This is a genomic window from Acidobacteriota bacterium (assembly GCA_016196065.1).
In the GTDB taxonomy this organism is placed as follows: domain Bacteria; phylum Acidobacteriota; class Terriglobia; order Terriglobales; family Acidobacteriaceae; genus Acidiflorens.
Map to the genome: position 1 here is coordinate 292224 of JACPYL010000027.1, position 22023 is coordinate 314246.

The 22023-nt window shown below is 57.7% G+C and carries 22 protein-coding genes; 9 read left to right on the plus strand and 13 right to left on the minus strand.

Features of this window, described 5'->3' with window-relative positions; all coding sequences use genetic code 11:
- The first annotated feature begins 46 nt into the window (after nucleotides 1-46).
- Nucleotides 47-1144 carry a hypothetical protein gene (locus tag HY010_22445; protein MBI3478497.1) on the plus strand — a complete coding sequence of 366 codons (1098 nt, stop codon included), beginning with the start codon at nucleotides 47-49 and terminating at the stop codon, nucleotides 1142-1144.
- Nucleotides 1145-1224: 80 nt separating this feature from the next.
- Here the strand turns inward: HY010_22445 and HY010_22450 are convergent, their stop codons facing one another.
- The 4 genes from HY010_22450 to HY010_22465 all read right to left on the minus strand — a co-directional run bounded on the left by HY010_22450 (nucleotide 1225) and on the right by HY010_22465 (nucleotide 3118).
- On the minus strand, nucleotides 1225-1803 hold the full coding sequence (locus HY010_22450) for a LemA family protein (protein MBI3478498.1): 579 nt from the start codon (nucleotides 1801-1803) through the stop codon (nucleotides 1225-1227).
- A 235-nt stretch (nucleotides 1804-2038) separates the two neighbouring features.
- A complete protein-coding gene (locus HY010_22455) occupies nucleotides 2039-2404 on the minus strand; it encodes a carboxypeptidase regulatory-like domain-containing protein (protein MBI3478499.1) in 366 nt (121 codons plus the stop codon).
- A gap of 55 nt (nucleotides 2405-2459) precedes the next feature.
- Complete coding sequence (locus HY010_22460) at nucleotides 2460-2831, minus strand: carboxypeptidase regulatory-like domain-containing protein (GenBank protein MBI3478500.1); 372 nt, start codon at nucleotides 2829-2831, stop codon at nucleotides 2460-2462.
- Between the two features lie 71 nt (nucleotides 2832-2902).
- Nucleotides 2903-3118, minus strand: a complete 216-nt coding sequence (locus tag HY010_22465) for a hypothetical protein (GenBank protein ID MBI3478501.1) — start codon at nucleotides 3116-3118, stop codon at nucleotides 2903-2905.
- Between the two features lie 86 nt (nucleotides 3119-3204).
- Here HY010_22465 and HY010_22470 point away from each other — a divergent pair, with 86 nt between their 5' ends.
- The 4 genes from HY010_22470 to HY010_22485 all read left to right on the plus strand — a co-directional run bounded on the left by HY010_22470 (nucleotide 3205) and on the right by HY010_22485 (nucleotide 6912).
- Nucleotides 3205-4608, plus strand: a complete 1404-nt coding sequence (locus HY010_22470; protein MBI3478502.1) for a M20/M25/M40 family metallo-hydrolase — start codon at nucleotides 3205-3207, stop codon at nucleotides 4606-4608.
- An 85-nt stretch (nucleotides 4609-4693) separates the two neighbouring features.
- Nucleotides 4694-5539, plus strand: a complete 846-nt coding sequence (locus HY010_22475; GenBank protein ID MBI3478503.1) for a rhomboid family intramembrane serine protease — start codon at nucleotides 4694-4696, stop codon at nucleotides 5537-5539.
- A gap of 19 nt (nucleotides 5540-5558) precedes the next feature.
- Nucleotides 5559-6002: an SRPBCC family protein gene (locus tag HY010_22480; protein ID MBI3478504.1), complete on the plus strand. Its 444-nt coding sequence runs from the start codon at nucleotides 5559-5561 to the stop codon at nucleotides 6000-6002.
- A 157-nt stretch (nucleotides 6003-6159) separates the two neighbouring features.
- On the plus strand, nucleotides 6160-6912 hold the full coding sequence (locus HY010_22485; GenBank protein ID MBI3478505.1) for a glucose 1-dehydrogenase: 753 nt from the start codon (nucleotides 6160-6162) through the stop codon (nucleotides 6910-6912).
- 82 nt (nucleotides 6913-6994) lie between these two features.
- Here HY010_22485 and HY010_22490 read toward each other — a convergent pair whose 3' ends face one another.
- The 6 genes from HY010_22490 to HY010_22515 form a co-directional block, all read right to left on the minus strand.
- Complete coding sequence (locus tag HY010_22490; protein ID MBI3478506.1) at nucleotides 6995-10615, minus strand: hypothetical protein; 3621 nt, start codon at nucleotides 10613-10615, stop codon at nucleotides 6995-6997.
- A gap of 246 nt (nucleotides 10616-10861) precedes the next feature.
- On the minus strand, nucleotides 10862-11212 hold the full coding sequence (locus HY010_22495) for a hypothetical protein (protein ID MBI3478507.1): 351 nt from the start codon (nucleotides 11210-11212) through the stop codon (nucleotides 10862-10864).
- Nucleotides 11212-11679, minus strand: a complete 468-nt coding sequence (fliS, locus tag HY010_22500) for a flagellar export chaperone FliS (protein ID MBI3478508.1) — start codon at nucleotides 11677-11679, stop codon at nucleotides 11212-11214. Before fliS ends, HY010_22495 begins: the two co-directional genes overlap by 1 nt.
- 4 nt (nucleotides 11680-11683) lie before the next feature.
- Nucleotides 11684-13126, minus strand: coding sequence for a flagellar filament capping protein FliD (gene fliD, locus HY010_22505; protein ID MBI3478509.1), 1443 nt, complete (start codon nucleotides 13124-13126; stop codon nucleotides 11684-11686).
- Nucleotides 13127-13128: 2 nt separating this feature from the next.
- Complete coding sequence (locus HY010_22510) at nucleotides 13129-13527, minus strand: hypothetical protein (GenBank protein ID MBI3478510.1); 399 nt, start codon at nucleotides 13525-13527, stop codon at nucleotides 13129-13131.
- 69 nt (nucleotides 13528-13596) lie between these two features.
- Nucleotides 13597-15561 carry a hypothetical protein gene (locus HY010_22515; protein MBI3478511.1) on the minus strand — a complete coding sequence of 655 codons (1965 nt, stop codon included), beginning with the start codon at nucleotides 15559-15561 and terminating at the stop codon, nucleotides 13597-13599.
- A gap of 269 nt (nucleotides 15562-15830) precedes the next feature.
- Between HY010_22515 and HY010_22520 the strand changes: the two genes are divergently transcribed.
- The 3 genes from HY010_22520 to HY010_22530 are packed head-to-tail and all read left to right on the plus strand — an operon-like array spanning nucleotide 15831 to nucleotide 17754.
- Complete coding sequence (locus HY010_22520; GenBank protein MBI3478512.1) at nucleotides 15831-16094, plus strand: flagellar FlbD family protein; 264 nt, start codon at nucleotides 15831-15833, stop codon at nucleotides 16092-16094.
- A gap of 8 nt (nucleotides 16095-16102) precedes the next feature.
- Nucleotides 16103-16882, plus strand: a complete 780-nt coding sequence (locus HY010_22525; GenBank protein MBI3478513.1) for a flagellar motor protein — start codon at nucleotides 16103-16105, stop codon at nucleotides 16880-16882.
- On the plus strand, nucleotides 16879-17754 hold the full coding sequence (locus HY010_22530; GenBank protein ID MBI3478514.1) for an OmpA family protein: 876 nt from the start codon (nucleotides 16879-16881) through the stop codon (nucleotides 17752-17754). The genes HY010_22525 and HY010_22530 overlap by 4 nt, the downstream gene beginning before the upstream one ends.
- On the opposite strand, the gene HY010_22535 is transcribed toward HY010_22530, so the two are convergent.
- Nucleotides 17746-18210, minus strand: a complete 465-nt coding sequence (locus tag HY010_22535; protein MBI3478515.1) for a GNAT family N-acetyltransferase — start codon at nucleotides 18208-18210, stop codon at nucleotides 17746-17748. The genes HY010_22530 and HY010_22535 overlap by 9 nt on opposite strands.
- Nucleotides 18211-18302: 92 nt before the next feature.
- Between HY010_22535 and HY010_22540 the strand changes: the two genes are divergently transcribed.
- Entirely contained in the window at nucleotides 18303-19901 is a 1599-nt protein-coding gene (locus HY010_22540; GenBank protein MBI3478516.1) for an FAD-dependent thymidylate synthase, read from the plus strand.
- A 13-nt stretch (nucleotides 19902-19914) separates the two neighbouring features.
- Here the strand turns inward: HY010_22540 and HY010_22545 are convergent, their stop codons facing one another.
- Nucleotides 19915-20325 (minus strand): hypothetical protein, encoded by a 411-nt coding sequence (locus HY010_22545; GenBank protein ID MBI3478517.1) that lies wholly within the window; start codon nucleotides 20323-20325, stop codon nucleotides 19915-19917.
- A gap of 49 nt (nucleotides 20326-20374) precedes the next feature.
- Nucleotides 20375-21979, minus strand: coding sequence for a multicopper oxidase family protein (locus HY010_22550; GenBank protein MBI3478518.1), 1605 nt, complete (start codon nucleotides 21977-21979; stop codon nucleotides 20375-20377).
- Nucleotides 21980-22023: the final 44 nt, after the last annotated feature.

Here is a 22023-nt window from a genome sequence, read left to right on the forward strand (position 1 = left end):
GGCCACCGGTAACGGTGGCCTTTTTTGCAGATCGGAGTTCTAAACGATGAACTTGATCTCCAAGCGACTCTGCCTTCTACTGGCGGCTATGCTCCTGTATCCGGTAGCAAGCTCCGCACAAGCTGTGTCTGCAATGAAGTTGCTCACTCCGACTACGGGGTGGGTACAAAGCAATCTGTATCACTTGTATTGGACGACGGACGAAGGCGCTCACTGGAAGGAGATCACGCCCCCGAAATCGCCGCAAGAGTTTCTCACCGGTGTGTTCTTTCTGGACAGTTCCAGCGGATGGGCGGTTCTGGTTCACGGGGACGATCAGGAACTGGCGCAATTTCGCGTTGCTTCAACCCGTGACGCGGGAGCGAGTTGGTCGGTGTCCCCGATTCGGTTTCCCGGGAAACGGATGGCCGATGATTATGCGGGCGGAGCGAACGTTTTTTTCCTGGATCAACTCCACGGTTGGATAAAAGTAGATCGAAAAAGCAGTTCCGCTTTTGCAATTGGCGACCTGCTGGTATCGGATGATGGGGGAAAGACGTGGAAATTTCCTCTAGGAGATTCCGGCGAGGCGGGGTACCTGTGTTTTTTCAGCCTCAACGATGGTCTGCTGGCTGGTGGGGTCGATAGTTCCGAACTTTGGGCCACCCACGACGGCTCGAAGACTTGGCAGCAACTGTCGCTGAAGGCTCCCACTGCGATCGCCCCAGCAGAATTTCCCACCTTTGGCCGACCCCAATGTGGGCCTGGCAAGACCGGCTTTTTGCCAGTGACATATTCGGGTCCGGATAGTGCTAAGTCGGCACTAGTCTTACTTTCGAGCGATGACGCAGGGCGTACTTGGAAGCCGAGCGTCACGCTGTCTCAACTGGACGAGACCTCCCAGGGACAAATGGTGTCTTCCGCCGTGTGCGGTTCATCTCTTATAGCCGCAACAAGGTCAAGCGGCGAGGTCACATTGACGGTACTTTCTCCCGCCAGCGATATGAAGAGGATCGTACTGAATAGTTTTAAGGAAATTCCGGATTTGAGCTTTGCTGATCTGTCGCATGGTTGGGCGTCCACTCACAGCGGCTTGCTGGCAACGAGCGATGGCGGTGTTTCCTGGACAGTAATCACGCCGGCCAAGACAGGGCCTCTCCCCTGAGCCCCCGAGTCAGCATTTCCGGAATAGTAATGGATCATCGGCTACGGGTTGATGACTGAGTCATGCGATCGATACAGAAGTCACGCCGTGCCCTGCGCCCGGGCCAGCTTCAGCTCCACCTGTTGCCGCTCCGCTTCGGTCACCTGAAATAGCTGCCGGGGACGCAGTCCCATCTTACGCGCGAGGACGACTTCGGGAACCTGCGCGATGCGCGTGTTGTAGGTGGCGACGTCGTCGTTGAAGAATTCGCGGCGGTCGGCGATGCGCTCTTCCAGTTCCGAAATGCGTTTCTGGAGGGCAAGAAAATTCTGATTGGCCTTGAGGTCGGGATAACGCTCGGCCACGGCAAACAGCGTGTGCAGCGCTCCCGTCAAACGCAAATCCGCCTGCGCTTTTTGCGGGATACTGGCGGCGCCGATTGAAGCGGTGCGGGCCAGAGTGACGGCCTCCAGAGTCTGGCGCTCGTGGTCCATGTAGCCTTTTACGCAGGAGACCAGGTTAGGGATTTCGTCGTGACGCTGTTTCAGCAGGACGTCGATGTTGGCGAAGGCGCGGTCGTTTTCGTTACGTAGTCCGACGAGTTCGTTGTAGAGGATGACGGCGTAGATGGCGACTCCGGCCAGAAAAAGGGCGAGCGTGGCGGTGGCGAAGAGCGTCATGGCTTCTCTATGGGAATGGTGCCAAAAGGCCGGAACTGGGACAAGTTACTGGTGGTGTGCCGGGGCAGTGTGGTGTGGGGCGGGCGCCCTCGCCCGCCGCAGTTGGGGTTAGGGTGGACTTGTTTGGACTAGAGCGGAACAGCAAGGTCAAACGCCAAGATCCAACACCAACCCCAAGATCAACTCCAACACCAACGGCGGCGGGCGAGGGCGCCCGCCCCACAGAAGGCAGTAGTTACTTCGCGTCGATTTTCAGGTTGATGGAGACTTGCGAGCGGTCGTCGAACTGGCTGACCGTCTTTACGTCGCTCTTGTGGCCGTTGTGCTGGGCATAGACTTCGTAGTCCAGGTTCGGCTGGAGCGCTGGGAAGCGGTAGGAGCCATCCTGGCTCACGATGTAGGTTTTGACCGCACGAGTGCGCGTGTTGGTCAGGTAGACCACTGCGTTGGGCAGGGGGCTATCTCCACGATCGAGCACTTTGCCCGTAAGCAGGCGCGTATTGTCGGCTTTCGGGCGCGAGCCAAACTGCGGCGGAGGAGACGCCAGTACCAAAGCCGAGAACAGAAGCAGAAGCGCGGTCACGACAATCGTCTTCTTCATAGAGTTCCCTTCCTCGGTGTATCGGGTTTACACCAAAATTCCTGCAACAAATACCCTACCAGATTAGATGCAAACCGATATCCGAACGCTCCTCGTTGTCGATATGGACGGTTACTTCCGTACTCGCCTTTAAGTGCTTGCCATCCGGCAACTTAAAGTCTTTCAAGTCGGCCCACACAATATAGTCCGATTTTCCGGCAGGAACGCGCTGGGCAAACTCACCGCGATGGTCGGAAAGGAGTTCCCAGTGAGCCTTCTTCTGGTCGGCACGCCGGATCCTGACTTTCACGCCGTAGACCGGACGGCCGTCAGGTGCGAACACGGTTCCGAAGATGAGCGCGTAGGGCTTTTCTTTGTCGGGAGCTTTCTTCGCTGGATTCTTCTCGTCGCCCGGTGCAGTGGCCGCCCAGGCGTGAAATGCAGACAACGCACCCAGAAGCAGGACCGCCGTAATACGGACAAGGCGCCGCGCAGAGGGCGTGAGCTGAGTGTCAGACGTCAGGCGTCGTCTCCGTCGTCCGATTCTTTGACGACCTTCTCATCGTCCTCATCATCGTCGTCGTAATCTTCGTCGTCGACCGGCTTGAGTTCGATGGGATTCGCCGTGATCACTTCGAAGTCACTGCCACATTCCGGGCAGGACACGACTTCACCTTCGTCGACCTCATCTTCCTCAATGTCCAGATCGGTCTCGCATTCAGGACAGTTCACCATTGATGCCTCCAAGTTCAGGATACCCCTGTTATATTTAGTTTCTTCGCAAGCCAAAGGTCAAGAGGTTCGCGTAGGATTTTGTTGTGATGCTGAAAACATTCCGTTGGTCGCATCGAGAAGTCGGCCGTTTGGCTCTCGCCTCCACGCTGATTGCACTGACAATGGTGCAACCCGGTTCTATCTGCAAGGCTCAGGAGGGATCGCCGAAAAGCGCAGTCGATCCGCAGATTGCGGCCGCTTTGAAGCAGGTATCTGCCGAGCATGTGCAGCAAACCATACAAAAACTAGTCAGCTTTGGAAATCGGTCCACGATCTCAGCGCAGGATGATGATGCCATTAAGGCTGGGAAAGGCATCGGCGCGGCGCGGGAGTGGATTAAGAGCGAGTTCGAACGCTACTCCAAAGACTGTGGCGGATGTCTCGAAGTAAAAACCGATTCTTTCCTCGAAAAGCCAGCCGACCGGATTCCGAAGCCGACGCAGATCACGAATGTTTATGCCGTATTGCGCGGCACAGATCCAAAGCAGGCTGACCGCATCGTGCTCGTTACCGGCCACTACGATTCACGGAACAGCGACACGTTCAACACCACCGACCCCGCGCCAGGAGCGAATGACGATGGCAGTGGGACGGCCGTCAGCCTGGAGTGCGCGCGCGTCCTGATCACGCTGAAGTTTCCCGCCACAATTATTTTTCTCACCGTAGCCGGAGAGGAACAGGGGTTGAACGGCAGCACGCATTTCGCCGAGATGGCGAAAAAAGAAGGTTGGAAGCTGGAGGCCGTTCTCAATAACGACATCGTAGGCGGCGATCGCAGTGCGCAACAGGATGCGAGCGTGGTGCGAGTATTTTCCGAAGGCCTGCCCAACGCGGCGACAGAGAAGGACATCCGACGGATTCGCGGGCTCGGCGGGGAAAGTGATTCGCCATCGCGCGAACTGGCTCGCTACGTGTTGGAAGTGGGACGGACGTATTCCTCGGGTGTGAAGCCCATGGCGGTTTTTCGGCTTGACCGGTTTCTGCGCGGCGGTGACCACTACGCGTTCAATCAAAATGGATTTACAGCAGTGCGCTTCACCGAATTTCGCGAAGATTACAACCATCAGCATCAGAACGTGCGGACCGAAAACGGCATCGAATATGGCGATCTACCGAAATTCGTGAATTTCGACTACATGGCCGAGGTCGCACGACTGAATGCCGCCACGCTGGCGTCATTGGCATCGAGTCCGGCGCCTCCAGCGAAAGTAAAGATGTTGACCAAGGAACTGGAGAACGACACGCATCTTACCTGGGAGCCCGCGGACGGAGTGGCGAGCTATGAGGTGCTGTGGCGCGCGACCAGCAGTCCGGATTGGGAGCACGTCCAAACGGTTAGCACGACCAGTGCAGCGCTCAAGGTTTCGAAGGATAATGTCATATTCGCCGTGCGCGCCGTCGATGCAGCAGGACATCGCAGCCTGCCGGTAGTGCCGGAGCCGGAAAGATAATAGGAGCGAGTGGCTAGTGTTTGGTGATTAGTGGTCAGTTCAAGCCGCCCTAGTCACCAACCACTAATCACTAGCCACTGATTCTATGTACCGCGGAAAAACGGTCTCGCTGAGTTTCCCTCCCTTCACACCCTGGGTGAAGAGGATCGTGATCGCGTGCACGGGGATTTTCTTCCTCCAGGAAGTGTTGGGGAGAGTGGCGCCGAATCTCGGCTTCGGCGAATTCTTGCAGGACTACTTTTGCCTCATGCCCGCAGCTGTGGTGGAGCATGGGAGGGTCTGGCAGTTAGCTACGTATTCTCTCCTGCATGGCGGACTCTGGCATCTGCTGACCAACATGCTCACGCTTTGGATGTTCGGCTCGCAGGAAGAACAGGATTGGGGTTCCCGCCGATTTATCGAGTTCTACCTCTTTTGTGTAGTGGGCGCAGCACTGGTGACGATGGGCGTCTCCTATTTGGGATGGGGTATGACTCCCAGAACGATTACGTTGGGTGCATCAGGCGGGATTTACGGTCTCCTGATTGCATTTGGCATGCTCTACGGAGATCGCGAACTTTTCCTTTTCCCGCTTCCGGTCGCGATCAAGGCGAAGTATTTAGTCGCCATCCTGATGTTCATCGTCTTGATCTCCGCGTTCCAGCCTTCCCAGGGCGGAGTCGCCAATTTCGCTCACCTGGGTGGAGCGCTCTTTGGTTTTCTTTACCTGAAACTCTTGCCAAAGCGTGGGATCAGCTTTGCGACGACGGAAAAATATTTTGGCCTGCGAAATTCTTACTACCGTTGGAAGCGCAAGAAAGCGGCCAAGAAATTTGAAGTCTACATGCGCGATCACGACCGCAAAGTTACATTTGACGAGCACGGCAACTACGTCCCGCCCGATGAAAACGACAAGCCTAACGGTGGATCGAAGTCGGGTTGGGTGAACTGATCTGCCTGCCGTTCCCCACATTTTTCGCGTCGAACAATTCGTACCGCGTCCCTTGCAGGAAGTATTTGAGTTCTTTGCGAAAGCCGAGAACCTGGAAGAACTCACGCCGCCCTGGCTTCACTTCCGCATCTTGAGCGTATCTCCAGGCCCGTTGCGCCAAGGGACGCTGATCCAATATGCGCTGCGTTGGAGAATATTCCCGATTCGCTGGACGACTGAGATCACCGAATGGGAGCCTCCATATCGGTTCGTCGACGTGCAACTCAAGGGACCGTACAGCTTGTGGAGTCATGAACATCGGTTCGTCGTCGAAGGCAACGGAACACGCATTCTGGATGAAGTGCAATACCGTGTCCCGCTCGGACCTATTGGTTCGCTTGCGCACAACTTGAAAGTGAAGAAAGATGTTGAATCCATCTTCGCCTACCGTCGCTCCGTCGTACGCCGATTGTTCGGGGAATAAATTCCGCGCGGTCCCCTTTCTCTTGAACGTCAATCAATTCACAAGACTTATCGTCGCTCGATGCGTGGCAACGCTGCCGGTGAGATTCGGTTCCTGAATCCTGCCCGTCCCGGTTCGCATCTGTACCGTACCGAACAACACAATTCACGGAGGAACAATGTCTAGGAAACTTGCAGGGAAAGTTGCGCTCGTCACCGGCGCATCCAAAGGAATCGGCGCCGCAATCGCGAAGCATCTGGCCGCGGAGGGCGCATCTGTCATTGTCAATTATTCATCTAGCAAGAGCGGTGCTGACCAGGTGGTGACGGAAATTGTCGGCAAAGGCGGGAAAGCTGTTGCTGTGCAGGCCGACGTCGCCAAGCAGGCTGACATCACGCGTCTGCTGGCGGAGACGAAGAAGGCTTTTGGCCAACTCGACATTCTGGTCAACAATGCAGGAATCTACGAGTTTTCGCCGCTGGAAAGCGTTTCCGAAGAAAGCTTCCACAAGCAATTCAACCTGAATGTCATGGGTCTACTCTTGCCCACGAAAGAAGCATCCAAATACTTCGGCGCCGCGGGTGGCAGTGTCGTGAACGTGAGTTCGGTGGTGAGCACTCTCACCCCGCCTTCTTCCTCGGTGTACTCCGCTACGAAAGAAAGTGTCGACGCGGTCACAAAAATTCTGGCGAAGGAATTGGGGCCGCGCAAGATTCGCGTGAACTCAGTGAATCCGGGGCTGGTGATAACGGAAGGCTTGCACAGCGCAGGAATGGCCGAAGGAGATTTTCGCAAGAACATCGAGGCGACCACTCCGCTTGGCCGGGTTGGGCAGCCCGACGATATCGCTCCGGCGGTGGTGTTCTTTGCCTCCGACGACGCTTCGTGGATCACGGGCGAATCCCTGGTCATTGCGGGCGGTCTTCGCTAAAAGAACGCGCGATCATTCAATAAAAATGGGGTAGTCGTGGGTTCGGCACGACTACCCCGAGCGTTTTTACGGCTCGCGAACTCTAGGGCGCGACGTTAAGTACAACCGGAATCGTCATCGACTGTCCCGGGTTCGCGAACTGGAGAATGTTGATCTCTCCGACGTAAGTTCCCGCCGCGAGAGCACTGGCATTGGCGCTCACCGTGATGTTGGTGGGCGTATTGCAGCAGCCATTGCCCGATGGAGTGATACCCAGCCAGTTCCCTCCCTTGCCCGACGCCGCAATCGGAGTGAACCGCAGCACAGCGCCAGTGCTGGCAATCGAGATCACCTGGTTAGCAGGGTTCACGCCCCGAGTGGTGTTGAAAGTGACGGTCGGGAGCTGAGCAAAGACCGGGTCTGAGACCGTTACGCTGACCGGAATCGTCACGTTGCCGGTTTTCGCTTTCAATACTTGCTGCCCGATGTATGTGCCGGCGATCAGCCCTTTGCCGGGTAGCTTGCTGGCGGTGACGGAAACCGTATAGCTCCCGGCATCCACACCCTTGGTCGGAGTTACCTTGATCCACTTGCCAGGATCTGCCGTGCTGGCAGCAACCGACCAGCTCAGCGACAAGCCGCCGCCGTTACCCACCTGAATGGTTTGCACCGGCGGATTCTTTGTGTTCGGTGTGAACGAGAAGCTGGTCTGTCCGGGCAGGTTATCGAAGAACGCCTTCGCGGAAGAGACAACCGTCAGGTTCACGGGAACGAGCATGGAGCGTCCGGGGTTGGCGAACTCGATGATGCTGATCTCGCCAGTGTAGTTTCCGACGGGCAGGGACGTAGCGTTGACCGTCACACGTTCCGGGAACGAGGTGAAGCAACAGCCGTTGCCCGAGGTCGAGAGACTGAGCCAGGCTCCACCTTTGCTGGTTGCAGCGCTGGCACTGAACCGGATCGCAGAGTTGTCGGCGGCCGGAATGCTGATGACCTGGGGCAGAGGATTTGGCCCTCCGAACGGCATCACGAAGTTGATTGGATTAACTTGGCCGAACACCGCTTTGCCCACCGTAACGGTAACCGGCACGGTTGTGATGCTTCCGGGTGCTTGCAGCAGAAGTTGACCGTTGTATGTTCCAGCGATCGCGCCTGCTCCCGGTAGATTGAGGATGTTGATTCCGACCGTAATCGACTTGGGAGCGGTCGTGATTAGAGGTGTGGCCGTCAACCAGAGGCCGCCATCCTCGGTGAGCGGAGTGACCGTGAATTTCAATTTCCCGGTACCGCCGTTGCCGACGAACAGAGCCTGCGGCGTCGCCTTCTTGCCCGGTTGAATGGAGAACGTCAATCCTCCAGGAAGGTTGTCGAAGAACGCGCCGGATGCGGACACAATGAGCGTTACCGGAATGGTCATCGAGCGTTGCGGGTTGGCGAACTCCGTGATGATGATTTCGCCCGTGTAGGTGCCGGCGGCCAAGGCGCTGGCATTGACGCTCGCCGTGATCGCCAGTGGAGTGAAGCAGCATCCATTGCCCGACGGTGAGATGGAGAGCCAGGTCCCGCCCTTGGCCGTTACTGCGCTCGCGCTGAAGCGCACGGCGGATCCGTCCACGGTGGAGATATTCAGCACCTGCGGCAACGGATTCGTGCCGCCAAACGGCATGGCGAAGCCGACTGGATTCATCTGCGTGAACACAGCGGTTCCGACCGTGACCGTGACTGGAATGGTGGTGGTATCGCCCGGGGCTGTGAATACGACCTGTCCGGTAAAGGTTCCGGCCAGCGCTCCGCCGCCCGGCAGGTTCGCCGGGGTGACCGAGACACTCGCGATGGACGGAGCCGTTCCGCTGCCGGGCGTGACAGTCAGCCAGGCCCCGCTGTCGCCTGTGCTGGTGGTGGCGGTCCAGTTCAATGTGCCGGTGGATCCGCCATTACCGACCTGCACGATCTGCGGCGTGATAGCTCCGCCCGGTTTCATGGAGAAACTCATTCCGCCAGGGAGGTTGTCGAAGAACGGGCCGCTGGCCACGATCGTGAGGTTGACCGGAATGGACATCGACCGCTGCGGATTTGCGAACTCGGTGATGTATATCTCGCCGGTATAGGTACCTGCCGGGAGTGTGCTCGCGTTAATGCTGGCCGCCACGACCAGAGGTGTAAAACAGCAGCCATTGCCTGAGGGAGAAATACTCAGCCAGTTGCCTCCGGTACCAGTTGTCGCCTGCGCGGAAAATCGGATCGAGGAATTGTCGATCGTGGTTACATTCAGAGTCTGCGCGAGCGGGTTCGCCCCGCCGAACGGCATCGTGAAGCTGATCGGATTCAACTGGACGAATGCCGCCGGGCCTACGGTGACGGTAATCGGAACGGTGGTCGTGTCACCACTGGTCTGGAACACAAGTTGGCCCACAAACGAGCCGTTTAACGCACCGCCTCCGGGTAGTTGGCCCACGTTGATTCCAACCGAGACAGTCGAGGGGGCGGTACCGCTGGCGGGAGTTGCCGTCAGCCAATTGCCGCCGTCGGAGGTGCTGGTCGCGAGAGTCCAATTCAGGGTGCCGGTACCCTTATTCCCAACCTGAATCGTTTGCGGGGTCACGGTCGCGCCATTTGTCTTGAGAGAGTAGGTCAACTGGCCAGGCAAATCCGAGAAGAACGGTCCCGACGCCAGAACGGTCAGGGTGACCGGTACAACCATGGAGCGTCCAGGGTTGGCGAACTCGGTGATCACGATCTGCGCGGTATAGGTACCCGCCGGGATCGTGCCGGGGGTGATGATGACCCCTTCCGCTAACGGCGTGAAGCAACATCCGTTGCCGGTGGGCGTGATGGAAAGCCAATTGCCACCTTTCGCGTTGGAAACGGATACGCTGTACCGGACACTGGCGTTGTCACTCATCGCCACGTTAAAGAACTGCTCGAGTGGTTTGTCTCCGCCAAACGCCATGGTGAAGTTCAGTGGGTTGATCTGTTCGAACACGCTGGCGCCGACATGAACAGCGACGGGGATGGTCACGCTGTCACCCGATCCCTGCAATAACAGCTGGCCTACGAATGTTCCGTTGGAAGCGCCGCCGCCGGGTAGTTGCGCTTTGTTGATGCTGATTGCGACGGTCGACGGGGCCGTTCCGGTCGAGATGGATGCGTTCAGCCAGTTGCCCCCATCCGCGGTGCTCTTCGTCAGTGTCCAGTTCAGAGTGCCGGCTCCTGCGTTACGGATCTGAAATGACTGCGCGGTTGGAGTGCCGTTCGTCTTCATGGAGAAGCTAAGCTTCCCCGGAGCGTCGTCGAAGAAGGTCGCACCCGATGCCGCCACCGTCAGGGTTACAGGGATTGTCATCGTGATCGCGCCATTCGAGAAGTTCGTGATCACCACTTGCCCGGTGTAAGTGCCCGCCGCGAGGTTGCCGGCGGTCACGATCACCTGCACGGCCAGTGGGGTAAAGCAGCACCCCCCTCCCGCCGGCGAAACGGAGAGCCATGCGCCGCCACTGTTGGTGGACGCAGCCGTGCTGAAGCGCACTGCCGTTTGATCGGTGTAGGCAATCGTCAAGACCTGGGGAAGCGGCTCGGCTCCCGCGAATGCTTTCGTAAATGCAAGTGCTGGAACGGTTTGGAAAGTCTGGGCCTGGGTCGGGCTGGCAAACACGAAAACCAATGCCACCGCTAGAACGGCAAGGAGAAGCTGAAGTTTGTCAGTTTTTGAGTCGTGACTGTACATATGTGTACTCCATTTCCAGAGATTTCCGTCTTAGGGACAGAGTGAGGGCAATCAGGGAAGCCTCACTTCGGCTGGTCGAGTCCTAGCCGATTTAGTTTGCAATGCGCAATTGGGCAGGGAAAACCGTCATGGTTGTGGGGAAATTTTCGACGCCACTGGTCCTGGGCGCGTGCCTTAGGCCATTTTCCTGCATTGACGCGGCTCGCGACGCATGAACGATTCGGGGCCAAGCCGCTCTTGAGCCGATCAGAGGGTACTGGTGCTGCTCCGCGCCCAAGCTGATGCGGACGAGATATGAGCCTGGGCTGCTTCCAGCCGCGATTTTTCGGCGAGGAGGTTGCTTTGCAGTTCCGGGAGAAGGTCTCTCAGCTTTTCCAGGTTGGTGCGGTATTCCTGGGCTGCTTGCTGGACGGCCTCTTCGCCCGGAACAGTTTGGTGGCGCAGGCAGTCGGCGGCATGAACAATCTCGCTTAACAAGTTGGAGAAATCTTCAGCCGTGATTGCCGAACAGTGCTCTTGTTCCGAACAAAAACGGATGAGCGCGGAACGGAGACTGATATTTGCCCGATTCAAGATGGTCAGGGTGTCGGGAAGCATTAACCCTCCCAGTCGACACGCCGATGTGTCGTCCCGGCAGCCGGCGAGGACGAAGTTGCCCCAGCAGCAGCGGCCTTTGTTGCTAGGTGCGGCTCTGGTTCTTTTGACCGCTCCACTTCGATCCAGGCTTCACGCAAAACCTGTACGTCCGTGATCTGCTGGCGAATCCCTTGTAATGACGGATAGAACTGGACCTGTAATAGATTGTGTCGCAGCACATTGTAAAAATGATCCAGATCCTTCGCGACTTTGCCGCCATTGGCGAAATCGAGCGGCGATTGCAGGTGAGCGATCACAAGGATGGCGTGGTTCAGCATCTTCGTACGCCGCTCCACATCCTCGCGCTCGATCGCGTGCGCAGCTTGAACGAGATCCAGAATGATCTGGTCGTATAGCAAGACCACGAGACGGTCTGAGGTCGCTCCCCGTACATCGTTTTCGCGATAGGCCGTGCGAGGACTAGTCATGATTTTACTTGGTGATCGTGCCCGTGTTCGGCGTCGTGTTGGTGGACGGTGGTGCAACGTTGAAATTGCCGTTTAACGCCCCAATGATTGCCGTCACCGTAAACAAAAGTGATGGATACGATTCCAGCGTCGCGTTCACGCGGGCATAGAGGGCGGTCAATTGGGTTTGTTGAGCGGTAAGACGGTCCTGCAGATTCGTGATTTGAGTCGACAACGATTTCTGTTGGGCCTTGTTGCCGGCAATGTCGAGGTTAACGATCCCGTCGGTCGTGTCCGTAAGGCTGAAGAGATCATTGTTGAAATTGTTGGCAAAGCCAGTCGTCGAACTATTGGTAAAGAAGCTCTGCACGGCTGCCGGATTTTCCGCCAGCACATTGCTGAGTGTGGGATGCCCATCGGTGGCCACGGTATTCACGGACAGCGTCCCGTCATTATTGAGGTCAATGCCGAGGGAAGCCAGGTTGACGAGGCCGCTGTTTCCGGCGATGGAAAAGGTGACGTCGCTGAGCAGACGGGACTGCAGCGCTCGCAAAGTGCTGTCGGATCCCAGCGGGCCTTGCGTGTTCGTCGCCGGATTTACGGTGAACTGCCGGTTGATAATTCCAATCACCGAATTGTAGGCATCGACGAAGTTGTTGATCGCTGAAGTGGCAGCGTTCGCATCCGGTCCAACCGCGAGCTGCACAGTCGTGGCCGGAGACGCGCTGGCGAGATTCAATGTGACCCCGCTGATTGCCCCGGTTACCGTGTTCGACGTGCTGCTGATCGGGACGCCGTCGATGGTCAATGAGGCGTTGGTCCCGCCCACGGGCGCATTGAAGGTGAGGCCCGTGTCGTTGCTTGCAATCGACAGCGCGCCTGGGATGCCGGTGGCTTGGCTGAAAAGGGCCAGTCGCGAGCCACCCGCGTCGGTTACGACATTCGCGGTAACTCCCCATTTCTGATCGTTGATATAACTCGCCAGAGTGCTGATCGTGTCGTTGACACCCGCCGTAATTGCGATGTCATGAGTGGTGCCGTCCGGACCGCCAATTTGCAGCTTGATATCGCCAGTGGTGACGCCATCGGCGAGGAATGAGGTGTTGCCGTCCGCGAGGGGGTTGGTATAGAGCGTCCCAGTGGTCGCGAGGCTGGAGACGACGATCTGGTGATTGCCCGCAACTGCTGTGTTCTGGGCACTCGCTGTCAGAATGCCATCTTGCGATGACGATGCCGACTGCGACGCGAGTGGCCCATGCGGATTTGCGAGCGAGAGTACAGAAGCAGCCAGACTCGTCAGATTGTTGTTCAAGCCGGCGAGCAGTCCAGCTTGCGTGGACAAATCGGTTTGCTGATTCTGCCAGGTCGTCAGGGGGCCCGTTTGCTGGGCCAGAATTGCATTGACCACGGACTTCACATCAATTCCGTTGCCGTTCAGCAGCGCCGAGGCATTGAAGCTTATTGCCATGGTTATTCCCTTCTATTCTTCACGCCCGGCAAAGGCTCTTCAGCTGATGCGGGGTCCTTGCCGCGGGCTGCGATCCGTTGCAGCAATTCCTGCGAGTCGTGAATGCCGCGCAGGTGGTCCTCGCTCGGTACTTGCAGAATGACCTCGCCGGATTGCTTGTTCAGCACCTGATAGACCAGCGTGTTGTTGTCGGGCGTATCCAGGATCACTTTGACTTCGTGCACCGGAATCGCGAGCGGTACCGGGATATTTTTCGGTTTTGAAATTTCAACTTTTGCACTGTTTTCCGCGGAGTCGTCCACCGGAGGGGGAGTCCGCGGGGCTGGAGTGGAGTGCTGTTTCGGTTCGGGAGTCGTTCGCTCAATCCCAGTCGAATTGTTATGCACCGGGTCAACGCTCATAACTCACCTGTTCTTCTGTGCAAAGTCGAAAGGAGGCGGGATCGAGCCCGCCTCCGATCGAACGCGCGACTATTGCAGCAGTTTCAGTACAAGCTGCTGTTGCTGGTTGGCCTGAGCCAGAGAGGAGATACCGGTCTGTTCCAGGATGGAGTACTTCGCCAGTGTGGCTACCGTCGACGGAATGTCGGCGGCACGGACACCGTCTTCAGCACCCGTCAGGTTCTGCACCTGGTTGGTGATGACGCCTGCGGCGCTCTGCAGGCGGTTGACGGTGGCGCCGATTGTGCCACGCAGTGCAGCTACGGATGCGATAGCGGCGTTAATGGTGGTCAAGGCCGCGGTCGCGTCGTCGATGTTCGACAAGTCGTTGATCGATCCGGCCGTGCCACCCGCCAGGCTGGTACCTGCGAAGGTGTTCGAGGTTCCAGTTGCGGCAGTGGCAATGCCGTTGCCGGTGGTGCCCTTGACGAGTGCGGTGAAGATCACGCTGGTTGGTGTGGCCGCCGCCGAGGCAGAGGTATTCTTCACAGTGGGGCTTCCGTAGGTTGCGCCTGCGCCGCTTCCCCCGTTAACGGCGTTGGCCAGATTGGTTAGGCTGGCCGCTTCGGTTGCACCAATCAGTACTTCATTGGCAGTAGGCGTGCTATTGAGCGCCGTCACAAACGTGTAGGTTTGTGTGCCCACGGTGACGGTGTCGCCACCTTTGGCAACGGGCGGAGCGCCGGCATCCGCGCCACCAGTGAAGTCCAAGGTTGCAAAGCTGCCGACGGTAGCAGTGCCGGACAGGAAGTTGCCGCCTGCACCAGCGACGTTGGCTGTGAAGGTTAGCGATGTTCCCGCAACCAGTGGCGCCGCGGTGACGTTGGCGTTGCGAACCGTCGTGCTGCTGTAGTTGGTCCCGCCCGCGCCGTTGACCGCGGCAGTCAAGTTGACCAAGCCGGTCGCCTGGCTGCTGCTGATCACTTCATTCGCCGTGGCTGTATGGCTGAGAGCCGCGACAAATGTATAGGTCTGTCCGCCGACCGTGACCGTGCTGCCCGCCGTGCCGCCAGCCAACGTGCCAGCAGTAAAGGTCTCGTCTGCCGCCACCGTGGTGGTTGACGTGATCGCGTTTCCGCCGGTTCCATTGACGTTGGCTGCGAAGGTGAGCGTCGTGGCTCCGGCAGTCACGGCGTTGACGTTGACATTGGCGACAGTTCCAACGCCGTAGGCAGTTCCGGCGCCACCAGGGGCGGCGTTGACTGCACCTTTCAAGTTGAGGAGCGCTTGGGCGTTGCTGCCCCCGATGGCAACCTCATTGGCCAGTCCGGTTCCGCCGGTGAGAGCGGTTTTGAATGTGTAGGTCTTGCCACCAATCGCTACCTGGTCCCCATCAAGGACGCCGCCGCCGTTCACGGTGAGAGTCGTGGTTGCTACCGCGGACGCTACGAATGCGCCTCCGGTAAACACGTCAGAAGAGGCAACCGCAGCCGATCCCGCCGCTTGCGCGAGCGTGCCCGTGGCGGCAACAGCTCCGCCCAGCCCAAGGTCAATCGAGGACAACACTCCCGTTGCCACGCCGATCAAACTGTTGCTGTTGGCGCTGGAATCGCTCAGGAACACATTGAGAGTATTCGCGGTGAATACCTTTCCACCGTTGTAATTCGTCTTGGAACCGACGCGATCAATTTCGGCCTTGATCGCCGTGAATTCGTCGTTCAACGCGACGCGCTGCGGATCGGATACGGTGCCGGTCGCTGCTTCGGTCGCGATCGTGACCGCGCGGTTAAGCAGTGTGGTGACTGCTGCCAGCGAGCCATCCGCCACTTGCAGTTCGCCGACGCCATCATTCGCGTTCCGGGCGGACTGCGTGAGGGCGGTAATGTTGGCATGCAAGCCGTCTGCAATTGCCAGGCCGGCAGCGTCGTCCGCTCCAGTGTTAATGCGTGAACCAGAGGACAGCTGAAAGAGGGCTTTCTGCAGGTTACCGTTGGTGATCGTCAACTGGTTCTGTGCGGCCAGTGACGCGATGTTATTCAGTACGCTCAGCGCCATATGATGCTCCTTTAAATGCGGTTTCGATTTTGGGATCCGTCCCCGAAACCTTCTCCGGAGCACGTGACCGTTTTTTGTGCGGAACCCAATTGCACTTCAAACCATCCATCGGCGCACTGCGTCCGGGCTTTATTTCCACAAGCACCACCAGTCATAGGTCCTAGGTAACTGTTGCCCGCCCACCCCTTATCTCTCTGTCCTCGTAATTTCTGCCGATCTCTCTGAATGGACCTGTAATAAGGGCGGCGGTCTCCGTCCAGGAGCCAATCATGATCCAACTCACCCGCCTCAATAACCATCCGCTCACCGTAAATTCCGACCTCATCAAGTTTGTCGAGCAGTCTCCGGACACGGTGATCACGTTGTTGACGGGAGAGAAGATCATCGTGCTGGAAAACGCGGACGAAGTGATGGAGCGGGTGATTCAGTTCCGGCGATCCGTGCTCCAGGGAATCATGTTGTGGTGGGATAACCGCGCCACTCTGTCGCCGTTACTGGCGAGTGATAAACGCACGAGCAGCGATGAAGAGTAGGAGATGACGTGGATAAGGCAACCCTCGCCGGTCTTGTACTGGCCGTGGGCGGCATCGTTTTGGGTTTGATTCTGGAAGGTGGCAATGTGGGCCAGTTGATCCAGCCCACGGCCGCCATGATCGTGTTTGGGGGAACGCTCGGTGCGGTCCTGATTAACTTCCCGCTGGTGGTTGTCTGGGGCGCCTTCCGAAGATTGGCCAACATGTTTCAGGAGCCAAGCGAGAATGCGCAGTCCACGATCGACGCATTGGTAAAGTACGCAAACCGGGCTCGCCGTGAAGGCATTGTCTCGCTCGACTCCGAACTGCCGAATATCGAAGAGCCGTTCCTTCGCCGCGCCCTCATGCTGGCAGTTGACGGAACAGAGCCGCAGGAGCTCCGCAAGATTATGGAACTGGCGCTCGACAACATCGAAGAACAAGACGAGAAGATCCCGCAGGTCTTCGAAGCGGCCGGAGGGTTTTCTCCGACCATCGGCATCATTGGAGCTGTGTTGGGATTGATCCAGGTGATGCAGCATCTCGACAAGATCGACGAGGTTGGCAAAGGGATCGCCGTGGCATTCGTCGCGACCATCTACGGTGTGGGTGCTGCAAACATTGTTTTCTTGCCAACCTCCGGCAAGTTAAAGATTCGTCTCCGTAACGAACAGATCATCCGCGAAATGACGCTCGAGGGCGTGGTATCGATCCTGGAAGGAATGAATCCGCGCATGCTCGAAGAGAAGCTTCTCGGCTTTCTGGAAGCGCGTGAAACCACCGCCATCCCCGAAGTGGAACCGACATGAGCCGCCGCAAGAAGATTCGCAGCCATAGCAATCATGAACGCTGGCTGGTTTCGTACGCGGACTTCATTACCTTGCTCTTTGCATTCTTTGTGCTTCTTTATTCTTCGTCGCAGGTGGACAAGAAGAAAGTTGGGAAGCTGGCTCTGGCCATACAAGTTGCGTTTCAGGAAATGGGCGTTTTCGAAACCTCCTCGACCCGCGTTCCCGTCGACTTTGACAATCCTATGCCGTTCAATACCGTGCAATCGGTGGACAGCGTGCAACGCAACGCGAACCTCGCGCAGATTGCTGCGCATGACAGTAGCGCGCTCGGAGGGGGTGGGGTGGAAAACGGCGATCTATCTGCGCTCCAACGCGAACTGGAAAGTGCGCTGGCGCTCGAAATCTCGCGGCAGGAAATCTCCATGCGCCGTGAACCGGACGGGCTCGTCATCAGCTTGCGCGAAGTGGGCTTCTTTGAAAGTGGGTCCGGCCAGATGAAACAGGAATCAGAAGCCGCATTTGACCGCATCGCCGAGTTGTTGCGCAAACGCAATTGCCGCCTGCGCATCGAAGGTCACACCGACAACATTCCCATCCACACCGCCCTGTTCCCATCGAACTGGGAACTGTCCACTTCGCGGGCAACCGAGATTGTGCGTTTGCTGATCGTCCGGGACGGATTCGATGCTTCCCATCTCAGCGCGGCTGGCTACGCCGAATATCATCCTGCGGCATCCAACAGCACGCCGCAGGGACGCAGCATGAACCGGCGTGTGGATATTGTGATTCTGGGCGAGACGCTGCGTGCAGTGGCGGTACCCGCACCCTCTGTCCCCGATCTTCTGCAAAAGCCATCGCCCGCGACCCCCGGGCCACGACCGCTACAGTAACAACTCGAGGTAGAGGGCGCCTTCAATCGGATTCGTCCGGTAAGGCGCAATCTCGCGGAAGCCACGTCGCCGGTAGAGTGCGATCGCATCCTGCATAGACGATCCAATCGTGTCCAGACGCATTCGTTCGTAGCCGATGCTCTGGGCCTCGGCGATGATGCCGTCCACTAGCACCCGCCCTACGCTTTTCCCGCGAAAATCCGAGCGAACGTAAAGGCGTTTCATCTCGCAGATCGCCGGTTCAAGTTCCCGCAACGCGATGCACCCAGCAGCCTGGCCATTCAGCGATGCGAGCAGCAATCGTCCGCGGGGCGGGGCATACGCGCCAGGAAGATTCTTCACTTCTTCGTCAAAGCCCTGGAAACATAAGCTGAAGCCGAGTGACTCGGCATATTCGAGGAAAAGCTGGCGAACCTCGGAGATTTCTTCAGCCGAGGTAGCCTGCAGCAAGGTCACGCCGGGAATCGGAAACGTCGTCACAAATCTTCCACCTGGAATTCAAATAAATTGCACAGTGTGTCGCAGACGATTAAGATTTCTGAACTCCCATGTCTGAAGTAATTCTAAGCGAGCCCGCAACTGTGAACCACTCCCCCATCACCGATCAGCGCAATGGCGGCGAACCGTTGGTCGAGGTTTTCGCCGTCTATGGTGCGGAACCCGAGATCCAGGCCTATGCGATGGCGAAGTACTCACGCTCTTCGCTGTCGATGAAGGAATCGCTGAAAGAAATCACCTCGCAGAAGGCCGAGAAGTTTCTGAACACCTTCTACTTTCAGTACGGACACCGGTCGATTGCCGACCTGGCCCACATCGCGCTTGCCATTGAGCGGCTGTCGATCCTGGCGGCGATCGTAGTTGCGGACGAGACGCGCTGGGATGGGCAGGAACGCTCCACGCGGTATCAGGATTTTCGCAAGAGCGGATACTTCACGCCCGATTTCGGCGACGACATTGCCGCGCGATCGTTGTATCGGCAAGCTCTCGACCAACTGTTTGTAGACTACGAGCGGTTGTCAGAGAAGATGTTCGAACATCTTCGCGGAATTACACCCAAGCCCGACGACATGAAGCAGGATGCGTACGAACGCACGCTGCGTGCCCGCGCCTTCGATATCTCACGCTATTTCCTCCCGCTGGCCACGAATACTTCGCTTGGAGAAATTGTCAACGCTCGGACGTTGGAAACGCAGGTCGCGCACCTGCTCTCTCAACCACATAAAGAAGTGCGTAACCTTGGCTCGCTGTTAAAGAATGCGGCGCTCTCCCCCGCTTACAACCCCAACGAGGAATCACTGCGCGCTTTGGTCGATGAGATTCGCTCCCATTCTCCAGAAATGGCAGGCCGCGCCGAGCGCGAACTGTTGCGCGAAGTAAGAGTTGCGCCGACCCTGGTCAAATATGCGGATCCCAACGCGTATGAAATCGAGACGCGCCGCGAACTTCGGCAGGCTGCTGCCGATCTGATGCGGGGCGCGGAGATTGCAGGCGCTCCGCTGGTTGATCTGCTCGATGAAGAGCCGTTGGAGGTGGAACTCGCCACCACTCTTCTTTATGAGCACTGTCACTATTCCTACCGCCAGCTTCGGCAGACCGTGGCTGCGGCGGGAGATGTGCGCCGCCGCGAAATTATCGAATTGGGACTGCGTCATCGCGGCAAGCACGACGAAATGCTGCGTCCGTTCTCGGCCGGCCAGCAATTTCGTTTCGACATTCTCATGGACATCGGCGGTTTTCGCGATATGCACCGCCATCGCCGCTGCGTGCAGATCATGCAGGACTTCACCACCGTCCACGGCTTTGACACACCGCCTGAAGTGGATGCCGCGAATCAGCGCTCGGAGTACGAATCTGTTTTGCAGAGGGTAGCGTCGACTGTAAACAAGATCGCCGCAAGCAGCGGCACGGAAGCCCGCCAGAATGCGCAATACGCAATTCCGCTCGCCTTCCGCAAGCGTACGCTTTTCAAGATGGACTTTGCCGAAGCCGTCTACATCTCCGAACTGCGCACGACGCCCGCAGGGCATGCGTCGTACCGTAACGTGGCCTATGCGATGTATGAGGCAGTGGCTGCGAAGTATCCAGCGCTCGCGAAATATTTCCGAGTGCACGACGTGCGCGAGCCGGTGGACTTGCTGAAGCGGTAGGGCGCTGGAGCTACTACTCCCGCCGTAGCTCTTTTTCCATTTCGCCGGTCATGGTAACGAAGCGAATCACGCCCTTGCTGTCCTCGAAGACCAGCGCGGTCAGTCCATGGTTCACGACCGCGGACACGAGGTGCCCGTACGATCGCGGGATTCCGCCATGGGTTGGCTTGGAATCGTAACGCGGCAGTTCGCCTTCTTTCATGCCCGTGACGCTGACGAACCGAATCGTGCCTTCCTTGTCTTCGAAGATCACGCCCGTACCAATCGAGTCTGGAATCGCGGTGACCAACTTCCCGTAGGATTTCGGGACCACGCCTGGCTCCGCTTCTTCGGCGTGAGCGACGAGCGCGGCGTGAACTCCGGAAAAGTATGCGGCAAGCAATAAGAGCGCACTGCAAGAAACGATCAGCATTCGCTTCCGCATGAGTGGTATGACCTCCGTGGGCTAAGAATCCTTAAGTGAAATCCGACGATTAAGGTTCGACTAGAATTTTATGCATCATGCCCAGGTCCTCATGGAGCAGGATGTGGCAATGGAACATGAATGTGCCTGCAATCGTCGGATCGCGAAAATCCATGCGCAACTTCACGCTGTGGTATGGCCCCTTGCCTTCCCAGAACGGGACCTCGATGGTATCGCGCAGGTCGCTATTCTCCACCGGCTTGCCATCGACCTCCAAAACCTGGAAGTGAATCTGATGGATGTGGAATGCGTGCGTTTCGAGCGCGCGGTTCTCAATCGTCCAGTCTTCCACGGCTCCTACCTTCGTGGTGATCACAGGCTTCTCGTTGCCTTCGAAGACTCTTTGCTTTTGACCTTCCACCGTGATGTAAAACTGGATTGGCCCGTTCGTTCCCGCGAATTCTTCAGAGAAGAAAAGCTTTCTTTCCGCAGTTACGGGCTGCCGGGCGAGATCGGCATACTTCAATTTCACCGGAGACGGCGAAGACGCCGCTTTCGGCATGTGCGAGTAGTTCGCGTTGTTGCTGCTGATCTGGATCGCAGCGAGAGATTGCTGCAGGTCCGGGTTGCCGGTGGGACCCGTCGAGTAATCCTGTACGAACAAAAACATGCCTGTGTCGGTGGGGGGAGCCTGCACGATGAACTCGGCTCGGCCCGCGGGCGGGATCAGAATCGTATCCTGCGTCCGGATCTGAGCGAGAGGATACCCGTCGAGTGCGACCAGTTGCAGTGGCTGCGGGCTGCCGTTCATGATCACCTGAAGTGGCAGGAAATCCTGGTTGGTGGCGTTGGCAACTCGCCAGAACTGCTTTTCTCCCGGCTTCATCTGAATGACTGGTTTCGCGCCGCCAATCCCAGGAACAACCTGGTAATTGATAGTCAACTGGTATGGGCCGGGAATCCACGGCACCTGGAACTGCTGTCGCACGATGAAGACTCGCTCCGTAAGTCCGGCGACCTCGGGATGAACTTTTTCCATTCCTTCGACGATCAGCGCGCCGGCAGCGCCGCCGTTCACCTGAAATTCCGCGAAACCATGGACATGCGGGTGGTACCAATACAATCCCGGCGGTTGCGTAGCGGGAATTGGAATCTTGTATTTGTACCCGGGAGTCCCCGGCTGAATCACGGTGTTGATGAGGTCGTCCTGGCGACAGATGGGCGCGACGTTCATGCCGTGATAGTGGACGTTGGTGGAGTTGATGGTCATCATGCCGCCATCGGCGCAGTTTGCGCCGCGCGATTCAGGCATGGCCATTGGCATCGGCATCGCCATCCCCGGCCTTAGCTTCATCTGCTTCTTGGTCTCCGCGTCTTCCTGGATGCGGTTCACGACCTCGAGATCCAGTTCATCCCCAGGAGTTACGCGGAGCGTCGGGGCCTCGGCAATCCCACTGCCCGTGTTGTAGTTGTAGCAATAGTGGGTATAGCCACTTCCATCCACCGAGTGCTGCATTACGAGTTGGGCCGATAGAACGCCGTTCTGCGCAGTCAGCGCGAGTGGATCATCCACGATCGAACCGGTCGGAGGACGATCAGGGCACTGTGCCACAACATTGACGACCGACCATACCAATACCACGATCAAAACCATCCATCTCAACCGGGAACACATATCCAAACTCCTCATCAGTCGCATTGGTGACATCGGTTCACTGC

Coding starts and splice junctions, on each gene's coding strand:
- fliS (MBI3478508.1), bottom strand. CDS start 11,679: ATGACTAGTCCTCGCACGGCCTATCGCGAAAACGATGTACGGGGAGCG.
- HY010_22530 (MBI3478514.1), top strand. CDS start 16,879: ATGAGCCGCCGCAAGAAGATTCGCAGCCATAGCAATCATGAACGCTGG.
- HY010_22445 (MBI3478497.1), top strand. CDS start 47: ATGAACTTGATCTCCAAGCGACTCTGCCTTCTACTGGCGGCTATGCTC.
- HY010_22465 (MBI3478501.1), bottom strand. CDS start 3,118: ATGGTGAACTGTCCTGAATGCGAGACCGATCTGGACATTGAGGAAGAT.
- HY010_22455 (MBI3478499.1), bottom strand. CDS start 2,404: ATGAAGAAGACGATTGTCGTGACCGCGCTTCTGCTTCTGTTCTCGGCT.
- HY010_22450 (MBI3478498.1), bottom strand. CDS start 1,803: ATGACGCTCTTCGCCACCGCCACGCTCGCCCTTTTTCTGGCCGGAGTC.
- HY010_22550 (MBI3478518.1), bottom strand. CDS start 21,979: ATGTGTTCCCGGTTGAGATGGATGGTTTTGATCGTGGTATTGGTATGG.
- HY010_22510 (MBI3478510.1), bottom strand. CDS start 13,527: ATGAGCGTTGACCCGGTGCATAACAATTCGACTGGGATTGAGCGAACG.
- HY010_22495 (MBI3478507.1), bottom strand. CDS start 11,212: ATGCTTCCCGACACCCTGACCATCTTGAATCGGGCAAATATCAGTCTC.
- HY010_22475 (MBI3478503.1), top strand. CDS start 4,694: ATGTACCGCGGAAAAACGGTCTCGCTGAGTTTCCCTCCCTTCACACCC.
- HY010_22540 (MBI3478516.1), top strand. CDS start 18,303: ATGTCTGAAGTAATTCTAAGCGAGCCCGCAACTGTGAACCACTCCCCC.
- fliD (MBI3478509.1), bottom strand. CDS start 13,126: ATGGCAATAAGCTTCAATGCCTCGGCGCTGCTGAACGGCAACGGAATT.
- HY010_22490 (MBI3478506.1), bottom strand. CDS start 10,615: ATGTACAGTCACGACTCAAAAACTGACAAACTTCAGCTTCTCCTTGCC.
- HY010_22545 (MBI3478517.1), bottom strand. CDS start 20,325: ATGCGGAAGCGAATGCTGATCGTTTCTTGCAGTGCGCTCTTATTGCTT.
- HY010_22520 (MBI3478512.1), top strand. CDS start 15,831: ATGATCCAACTCACCCGCCTCAATAACCATCCGCTCACCGTAAATTCC.
- HY010_22470 (MBI3478502.1), top strand. CDS start 3,205: ATGCTGAAAACATTCCGTTGGTCGCATCGAGAAGTCGGCCGTTTGGCT.
- HY010_22485 (MBI3478505.1), top strand. CDS start 6,160: ATGTCTAGGAAACTTGCAGGGAAAGTTGCGCTCGTCACCGGCGCATCC.
- HY010_22515 (MBI3478511.1), bottom strand. CDS start 15,561: ATGGCGCTGAGCGTACTGAATAACATCGCGTCACTGGCCGCACAGAAC.